Genomic DNA, 530 nt, shown 5'->3' on the forward strand with positions numbered 1-530 from the left:
AGCCTGATGGCAAGCGGCCCCGAGCCCCTGCAGTCCTACCTCACCCAGCACTTCGGCGCCTTCGACTTCGCAGGCGCGGTTCTCCCCCACCCCGACACCACCGTCACCGGCCACACCTCGTTCGGCCCGCCCGCCCGGCACCTGGGGATGGTCCAACAGCGGCCTGATCGTGTCGGGTGACGAAGCAGTCCTCATCGACGCCGCATATACGCTCGAACTGACCGCGCGGATGCGAGCCGAAATCGAAGCCGCGCTGCCGCACGTACGCATCGTGCGCGCCTGCCTGACCCACGGCAACGGCGACCACTGCTACGGCGTCCCCGCACTCGGCGGAGTGGAAGTGGTGGCCACCCGGGCCTGCGCGGACACGATCGACCACGAGGTCTCCGCCGAGGCCCTGACCAGCCTGATGGCAAGCGGCCCCGAGCCCCTGCAGTCCTACCTCACCCAGCACTTCGGCGCCTTCGACTTCGCAGGCGCGGTTCTCCCCCACCCCGACACCACCGTCACCGGCCACACCTCGTTCGGCC

At 70.0% G+C, this 530-nt stretch carries 2 protein-coding genes; both read left to right on the plus strand.

All coding sequences use genetic code 11. The annotated features are described in order from the left end of the window. On the plus strand, nucleotides 1–180 hold a 180-nt coding region (locus KDL01_RS41755), incomplete at its 5' end, for a hypothetical protein (protein WP_212534246.1). Beyond that, the coding region (locus tag KDL01_RS41760) for an MBL fold metallo-hydrolase (RefSeq protein WP_307846819.1) at nucleotides 170–530 on the plus strand (361 nt) is incomplete at its 3' end. The genes KDL01_RS41755 and KDL01_RS41760, both read left to right, overlap by 11 nt.

It is taken from the genome of Actinospica durhamensis (assembly GCF_018139695.1).
Lineage (GTDB): Bacteria > Actinomycetota > Actinomycetes > Streptomycetales > Catenulisporaceae > Actinospica > Actinospica durhamensis.